Consider the following 6,380-nt stretch of genomic DNA (forward strand, 5'->3'; position numbering starts at 1 on the left):
CCTTTAATTTTGATGTACGTTTCATCCATTTTCCATGAATAAAAGGATTTTTTATTTTTCTTTTTCCAAATTTGATAGAGTAGTTTGCCATATTCTTGCACCCAACGATAAATCGTCGTATGAGAAACGTTAATGCCACGATCATATAAGATTTCTTGAACTTCACGATAGCTAAGGTTATAACGAAGATAGTAGCCCACGGCTACAATAATCACATCCTGCTGAAATTGCTTTCCTTTAAAATGATTCATCGTCATTCCTCCTGCTATCTTTTTCTATTATTCTACCTTATTTGATAGTAGATTTAAAACTTTGCAACAGAACCGTTCTAAACATCCGCCAGGATTGGCCAGCGATTGAACGGGCTAATTGATGATTTTTCATCATATTAGTCGTCTTTAAATCCTCTAGAACGATAACGTCATAACTTTTAACCATATCGGTTGTGATTTTATGAATGTAATCCTTACGGATGTTTTTGATACGTTGATGAATACGGGCCACTTGGCGTTTGGCTTGCTGGTAGTTTTTCGCATCCACTAAAGCTACACCGTTCTTTTTGGCTTGTAAACGTCTACGGGCCATTCGCTTTTCCCAATAATGTAATTGCTTCTTATAAGACAAATGTAGTCGCTGACTTTGATATTTTTGACCATCAGACGTAATAGCTAAATCACTTACACCTAAATCGACACCGACTACATTTCCTGTTTTGGGCATTGCTTGATTATCGCTTGTGACCAAAAGGGAGATATAGTAGTCGCCACTAGGTGTATATTTAACGGTGACAGATTTTATGCGTTCATTCTCAATATGAAACACACTTGACTTACATTTTATCCAACCTAATTTAGGTAATTTGATATACCGTTGATTGTCATTAAAACGAATGTTGTTGCCACGTATGGTACTTAAATACGACTGTCTGGTGTTCTTCTTTGATTTGAATTTTGGGTATTTTGAATAGCCTTTAAAAAAACGGACAAAAGTTTCGGATAAGCGTTTAACACTACATTGAACAGCTACGCTATCAACTTCACGCAACCAGGGATATTCCTTCTTCATTTGTGGAATAAGAGAGGATAACGCATTATAAGATAGCATTTGAAGGTCAGGATTGTTTTCGTACCGCGCATTCAACATGGCCAACATTTCGTTCCAGATGAATCGGGTATGACCAAAGGTCATATGAATTAACTGACGCTGTTTTTCGTTAGGATAGATTTTACACTCAATTCCTTGATACATGTTTTCACCCCCCCTTACGTTTATAGATATATTATACCATACGTATGACTGTTGTTTATAGCGATAACAATTGCTATAATATAATTAAAGAGGTGTTTACATATGATAGTGAAAACAAGGACAAATGTCTATGATTTTAATTTCCATTTGGTTTGGGTAACAAAGTATCGTAAAGAAATATTTACAACCATTGAAAAACAAAATGCCATGCAAGATATATTGACGCATATTTGTGATGAACACGATATTGTCATCCAATCGCTCCAAGTTATGCCTGACCATATCCATATGTTGATTTCGTTCAACCCTAAACATGCCGCAAGTAGTATCGTCAAAACACTTAAAGGGAAATCTGCACGTCTATGGTTCAAAGCATATCCAGAAACAAAGACAATGTTATGGGGTGGCCATTTATGGACACCTAGTTATTTCATGGCAACAGTAGGCAGTATGTCTAAAGAAACGGTCAAAAAGTATATAGAAAATCAATTAACGGAATACAATGACGGTCGCCCTAGAACTTGATTCATCCATGTAATGAATTACACGGTTTTCTCAAGGGGCGACTTTAAATAAAAGTATCATCATAAGTAAAGGAGTCATCATGTATCTAACTATTTTCGCTATCTTTCTCGTTGTCGCCGGTTTCGTTAATGGGTATATCTTCTTATTTAAATACCCTAAAGAATTTCAATCGACAAAAATCGTCCATGGTTTCTTGACGCTATTCTTACTTCTTATCGGCTTATATTTATTGCTTCAATTGTCAAATTAAGTGCAACAGCAGCTATACTTTTCCATAATCTCGTATTATAATCCGTTAGATAATACTGACTTTTTTGTCAGTATATACAAAACATCAATAGAAAGAGATGGTACTATATGACCATTCATTATAAAGAAAAAACTTTTTTCACTAGCAAGGATTTGGCTTTATCCGTTATAGGTGGACGGTGGAAAATAGCGATTATCTGGTGCTTGCTACAACAGTCTCCATTAAGGTTAAGTGAAATACAAAGATACCTTCCCGATGTCAATCAACGTATGTTAATTAGACAATTAAGGGAATTAGAAGATGATCAAATCATTACTAGGGTTGTATACCCGGTTGTACCTCCTAAAGTAGAGTATCAACTAAGTGAAATTGGTTTACACCTAGAACCCGTTGTAACTGCTATTTGTGATTGGGGAGATAGTTTTAGAGATTTTTTGAAAGAAAACCCTTCAGAAACTTCAGTTGAAGAACAGTAAAAATATCAAAGTTGATTGCTCTAGAAGTAAAAAATAAGAGAACAGGCATCTTAGCAACCTGTTCTCTTATTTTGTGTTTCCAATATTATACCTTTATATTCATTTAAAATATTGTTACAAGTTAATGTAGCATAAGTCATAACACATAGCTAGCGACTCTTCATTAGTAATTGAATTGCTTGTTGAATACTCTCTTCACCTGTGCTACCATCTTTAATATTTTCTTGAACACATTCTACTAAATTTTCGGCAACAATTAAACTAATCGCACGATCAATACTAGAGCGAACCGCTGATAATTGAGTCACAATATCCACGCAATCTTTTCCTTCTTCCATCATATTCAAAACGCCATGCAATTGACCGTCAGAACGTTTCAAACGGTTCACAATTTTTTTATCGTACTCCACTAAACAATTTCTCCATTCCAAGCAGAAATTCCACCCATTACATTTATCACTTGGTATCCTTCTTGTGCTAATTGTTGACAAGCCATTGAAGAACGCGCTCCGGAGTGACACATTACATAATACTCTTGGCTTTTATCCAATTTATTTTTTTCAGCTGAAAGATTACTTAAAGGAACATGGATTGCGCCGTCCAGGTGACCGTTTTCCCATTCGTCGATTTCTCTAACGTCTACTAAAGGAAGATTATTTTCTTTCCATTTTTGTTCAAATTCTGACATTGATATTGATTGATGCATTATTTTACCACCTTTTCTGGTTTTACAGTTGAGTAAAGAGCAAATGCGCCATCTAAATTCTTGGCTTGGTAGCCATTTTGTTTCAATATTCTTTCTGCTGCATAGCTACGCAGCCCACTGTGACAGCTGACAATAATCGGTTGATCTTTGGGCAACTCCGCCATGCGGTCTCGCAAACTATCTAAAGGAATATTGACTGCACCTTTTAAGCGGCCGTTGGATTTCAGTTCACCTTCATTTCGAACATCTAGCAGTAAATATCCTTCTGCTTGCTTGTCTTCTAATTCATACCACTGAACAGACTCACTAATGCCTTCCATAAGATTTAAAGCTACATAACCGGCCATATTAACAGGATCTTTAGCAGAACCAAATGGAGGGGCATAAGTGAACTCTAATTCCGGCAACTCCTGCACCGTCATTCCGGCTTTAATAGCTGTAGCAATGATATCAATCCGTTTATCTACACCATCTTCTCCGATGGCTTGAGCGCCATAAATTTTACCTGTGGTCGGATGAAACAATAACTTTAAGACAATGGTTTTTGCATTAGGATAATAGCCCGCATGACTTTTTCCTTGAATGTGTATCACTTCGTACGCCTCATCAGATTGTTGCAATTGGCGTTCATTCAAACCGGTCGACGCTGCTGCCATTTTGAACACTCGTACAATCGCTGTCCCTATGCTACCTTTATTTTTGCGCTCTAATCCGCTAATGACATCAGCCACTTGACGGCCTTGTCGGTTAGCTGGCGAAGCCAATGCAATCATTGTGTCTTCTCCGTTGATTTGTTGTTTAACGACAATCGCATCCCCCACAGCGTAAATATCTTTTTGACTAGTTTCATATTGGTCATCAACGACTATCCCACCGCGTAAACCTGTTTCGACACCGGCTGTTAAAGCTACCGTTGTTTCCGGTTTTACACCGACAGACATTAAAGTGATATCACTCTCCAAGCGTTCTCCATTTTCCAATACTACGATTTTACCTTTTTCTTCAAATGATTCAGCTGCCAACCCTGTATACAATTTTATACCATTAGCTACTAATTCTTTCGTTATATAAGCTGCCATTTCTTCATCAAAAGGTGGTAGTACATGTGGTGCTTTCTCCACAATAGTAACTTCTATTCCTCGTTGGGCTAAACTTTCTGCCATTTCTAGCCCGATAAACCCAGCACCTATGACAACTGCTTTTTTAGAGTTGTGTATATTGATAAAGTTGGCAATCGCATCGACATCAGGAACGGAACGTAAGGTAAAAATATTCTCTGCTTCTTCTAATCCCTTTGCTTGAGGAATGAATGGTTTTGCTCCTGGGGATAAGATTAATTTATCATACCCCAGCGTGTATGTTTCTTGATCGGTTTTTACGACCACTTCTTTATTATCGGAATCAATAGAAATAGCTTCACTATTTGGCCGCACATCTAAATCGAATCTTGCTTGCAAAGTTTCTGGAGTTTGAACTAACAAATCCGTCCGTTCATCGATTTCTCCAGCGACATAATAAGGCAAACCACAATTCGCAAATGACACATAAGGCCCTTTTTCTAATACGATAATTTCTGCTGTTTCATTCAACCGTCTTAACCTTGTAGCGGCAGACATTCCGCCTGCTACACCACCTATAATGACTATTCTCATTAATTATTACCTCCTTTTGTTGCGCCTGTCCAGGCCATCATGCCGCCACGGACGTTAATAACATCATGACCTTGTTTCAGTAACATTTTCGTTGCTCGTTTACTACGCATCCCCGATTGACACACTACATAAACTTGACCTTTAGGCGTGTAGTTAGCAACTTTAGACAATGGTATATTTTTTGCTCCTGGAATATGACCATTTTTAAATTCATGTGGTTCTCTCACGTCAATAATTTGCGGTTTATCCGCTAATTTCTTTTCTAATTCAGTGGTTGAAATCGTAGGTATTTTTTTAAAAAACATATTTTTCCTCCTCAATAGATGATTATTTTATGGTTACTTTTTCCGTTAAATACTCTTTCAGTACTTCTTTTGGTTGGTAGCCAACTATTTTTTCAACCGGTTGACCATCTTTATATAAAACCATAGTCGGAATACTCATAATACCTAGTTGACTGGCTGTTATATTATTTTCGTCAATATTCAACTTTGCAATTTTAATTCTAGGTGCAAATTCTGCTTCTAATTCTTCTAATACTGGTCCTAGCATTTTACATGGTCCACACCAAGGCGCCCAAAAATCGACTAGTGTAATCCCGTCTTGTACTTCGGACGGTAGTGTGCTATCAGTTACTTTTACTGTCATTTGATTGCTCCTCTCTAATTATCTTTAGTTTGCTATTTCTTTTCACTGAAAATGTACTTAGCACTAGATCATATCCACCTTTTACAAATGGATGACACCGCATTATACGTCCAGCTTGCATCAGAGATCCTTTTGTTGCGCCGTGTTTTCCCACCCCTTCAACAGCACGGTGCGAGCAAGTGGGATACTCGCGACATCTCAGCGGAAGCAGCGGTGAAATCCCTCTTTGATAATCTTTAACATGGTAAAAGGATGCTGCTTTTTATATACCCCTATGCGTATTGTTATTATACCCCCGTAGGTATTATTTGTAAAGTTTTTTCTTACTGAAGGATGCAGACTGCAAATAACATTTTTTAATATTTTATTTGTTTTCTAGATATAGTACTACCGAACATTGTTAAATAGGCTTGAATATATAGATAACTTAATGGTATCTAGTGATTTGAGAAGTCATTGTAAATAGAAGAAGGATATTAACGGTATGCTTATTTTTTATCGCAGAGAAGCAAGAAATTAGACAACTACAGTAACAAATGCACGGAGAATCAAAAAATGAAGAAAAGAAACAATACGTCGGTTAATTCATTCAGGAACTCCTGTAGAATTCTATTTCGGCATACCTAATACTAATGTTGAAGAAAGGGAGAAAATATCAACTACTCTCTGTTAAAACAGAGAGTTTGTCCTAAACATGGTGGTTGTACAAACGATATAATATCTCCAACGGTTCTGTTGCAAAGTTTTAAATAAAGAATAAAATCCCTTACGGTATCTATGATTTAAGCTGGGATTCCCAATAATACCTTGATTTCAGTACAGACCGAAAACCCGAAGAGAGTGCCTTCTTTTCGGGTTTTCTTATATAATCCTCG

9 protein-coding genes and 2 pseudogenes are annotated in these 6,380 nt (G+C 36.9%); 3 read left to right on the forward strand and 8 right to left on the reverse strand.

The window, feature by feature from the left end; all coding sequences use genetic code 11:
- Positions 1 to 251 (reverse strand): annotated as a pseudogene (locus tag B8955_RS06680) (IS6 family transposase); the annotation flags it as partial.
- Positions 252 to 288: 37 nt separating this feature from the next.
- A complete protein-coding gene (locus B8955_RS06685; protein WP_234983546.1) occupies positions 289 to 1,248 on the reverse strand; it encodes a transposase in 960 nt (319 codons plus the stop codon).
- 102 nt (positions 1,249 to 1,350) lie between these two features.
- Between B8955_RS06685 and tnpA the strand changes: the two genes are divergently transcribed.
- From tnpA to B8955_RS06695, 3 genes are all read left to right on the forward strand, one after another.
- Positions 1,351 to 1,773, forward strand: a complete 423-nt coding sequence (gene tnpA, locus B8955_RS06690) for an IS200/IS605 family transposase (RefSeq protein WP_084099456.1) — start codon at positions 1,351 to 1,353, stop codon at positions 1,771 to 1,773.
- 79 nt (positions 1,774 to 1,852) lie between these two features.
- Positions 1,853 to 2,023 (forward strand): hypothetical protein, encoded by a 171-nt coding sequence (locus tag B8955_RS06940; protein ID WP_016896865.1) that lies wholly within the window; start codon positions 1,853 to 1,855, stop codon positions 2,021 to 2,023.
- A gap of 107 nt (positions 2,024 to 2,130) precedes the next feature.
- Positions 2,131 to 2,499, forward strand: a complete 369-nt coding sequence (locus B8955_RS06695) for a winged helix-turn-helix transcriptional regulator (protein ID WP_026466285.1) — start codon at positions 2,131 to 2,133, stop codon at positions 2,497 to 2,499.
- Between the two features lie 149 nt (positions 2,500 to 2,648).
- Here B8955_RS06695 and B8955_RS06700 read toward each other — a convergent pair whose 3' ends face one another.
- From B8955_RS06700 to yidD, 6 genes and pseudogenes are all read right to left on the reverse strand, one after another.
- Positions 2,649 to 2,909: a metal-sensitive transcriptional regulator gene (locus tag B8955_RS06700; protein WP_069286780.1), complete on the reverse strand. Its 261-nt coding sequence runs from the start codon at positions 2,907 to 2,909 to the stop codon at positions 2,649 to 2,651.
- Positions 2,909 to 3,205 carry a rhodanese-like domain-containing protein gene (locus tag B8955_RS06705; protein WP_084099457.1) on the reverse strand — a complete coding sequence of 99 codons (297 nt, stop codon included), beginning with the start codon at positions 3,203 to 3,205 and terminating at the stop codon, positions 2,909 to 2,911. Before B8955_RS06705 ends, B8955_RS06700 begins: the two co-directional genes overlap by 1 nt.
- Positions 3,205 to 4,857, reverse strand: coding sequence for an FAD-dependent oxidoreductase (locus B8955_RS06710; protein ID WP_084099458.1), 1,653 nt, complete (start codon positions 4,855 to 4,857; stop codon positions 3,205 to 3,207). The genes B8955_RS06705 and B8955_RS06710 overlap by 1 nt, the downstream gene beginning before the upstream one ends.
- The gene (locus B8955_RS06715; RefSeq protein ID WP_084099459.1) at positions 4,857 to 5,162 is read right to left on the reverse strand and encodes a rhodanese-like domain-containing protein; all 306 of its coding nucleotides are present in this window, start codon (positions 5,160 to 5,162) and stop codon (positions 4,857 to 4,859) included. The genes B8955_RS06710 and B8955_RS06715 overlap by 1 nt, the downstream gene beginning before the upstream one ends.
- A 22-nt stretch (positions 5,163 to 5,184) precedes the next feature.
- Positions 5,185 to 5,505: a thioredoxin gene (gene trxA / locus B8955_RS06720; RefSeq protein ID WP_084099460.1), complete on the reverse strand. Its 321-nt coding sequence runs from the start codon at positions 5,503 to 5,505 to the stop codon at positions 5,185 to 5,187.
- Positions 5,486 to 5,746, reverse strand: a pseudogene (gene yidD, locus B8955_RS06725) (membrane protein insertion efficiency factor YidD); the annotation flags it as partial. The pseudogene yidD and the gene trxA, both read right to left, overlap by 20 nt.
- Positions 5,747 to 6,380 lie beyond the last annotated feature (634 nt).

Origin of the sequence: Aerococcus suis (genome assembly GCF_900176325.1) — a bacterium.
GTDB classification, from domain to species: domain Bacteria; phylum Bacillota; class Bacilli; order Lactobacillales; family Aerococcaceae; genus Aerococcus; species Aerococcus suis.

Excerpts from the sequence above, each read along its gene's own strand:
- B8955_RS06685 (WP_234983546.1), bottom strand. The coding sequence starts at position 1,248 with ATGTATCAAGGAATTGAGTGTAAAATCTATCCTAACGAAAAACAGCGT.
- tnpA (WP_084099456.1), top strand. The coding sequence starts at position 1,351 with ATGATAGTGAAAACAAGGACAAATGTCTATGATTTTAATTTCCATTTG.
- B8955_RS06940 (WP_016896865.1), top strand. The coding sequence starts at position 1,853 with ATGTATCTAACTATTTTCGCTATCTTTCTCGTTGTCGCCGGTTTCGTT.
- B8955_RS06695 (WP_026466285.1), top strand. The coding sequence starts at position 2,131 with ATGACCATTCATTATAAAGAAAAAACTTTTTTCACTAGCAAGGATTTG.
- B8955_RS06705 (WP_084099457.1), bottom strand. The coding sequence starts at position 3,205 with ATGCATCAATCAATATCAATGTCAGAATTTGAACAAAAATGGAAAGAA.
- B8955_RS06710 (WP_084099458.1), bottom strand. The coding sequence starts at position 4,857 with ATGAGAATAGTCATTATAGGTGGTGTAGCAGGCGGAATGTCTGCCGCT.
- B8955_RS06715 (WP_084099459.1), bottom strand. The coding sequence starts at position 5,162 with ATGTTTTTTAAAAAAATACCTACGATTTCAACCACTGAATTAGAAAAG.
- trxA (WP_084099460.1), bottom strand. The coding sequence starts at position 5,505 with ATGACAGTAAAAGTAACTGATAGCACACTACCGTCCGAAGTACAAGAC.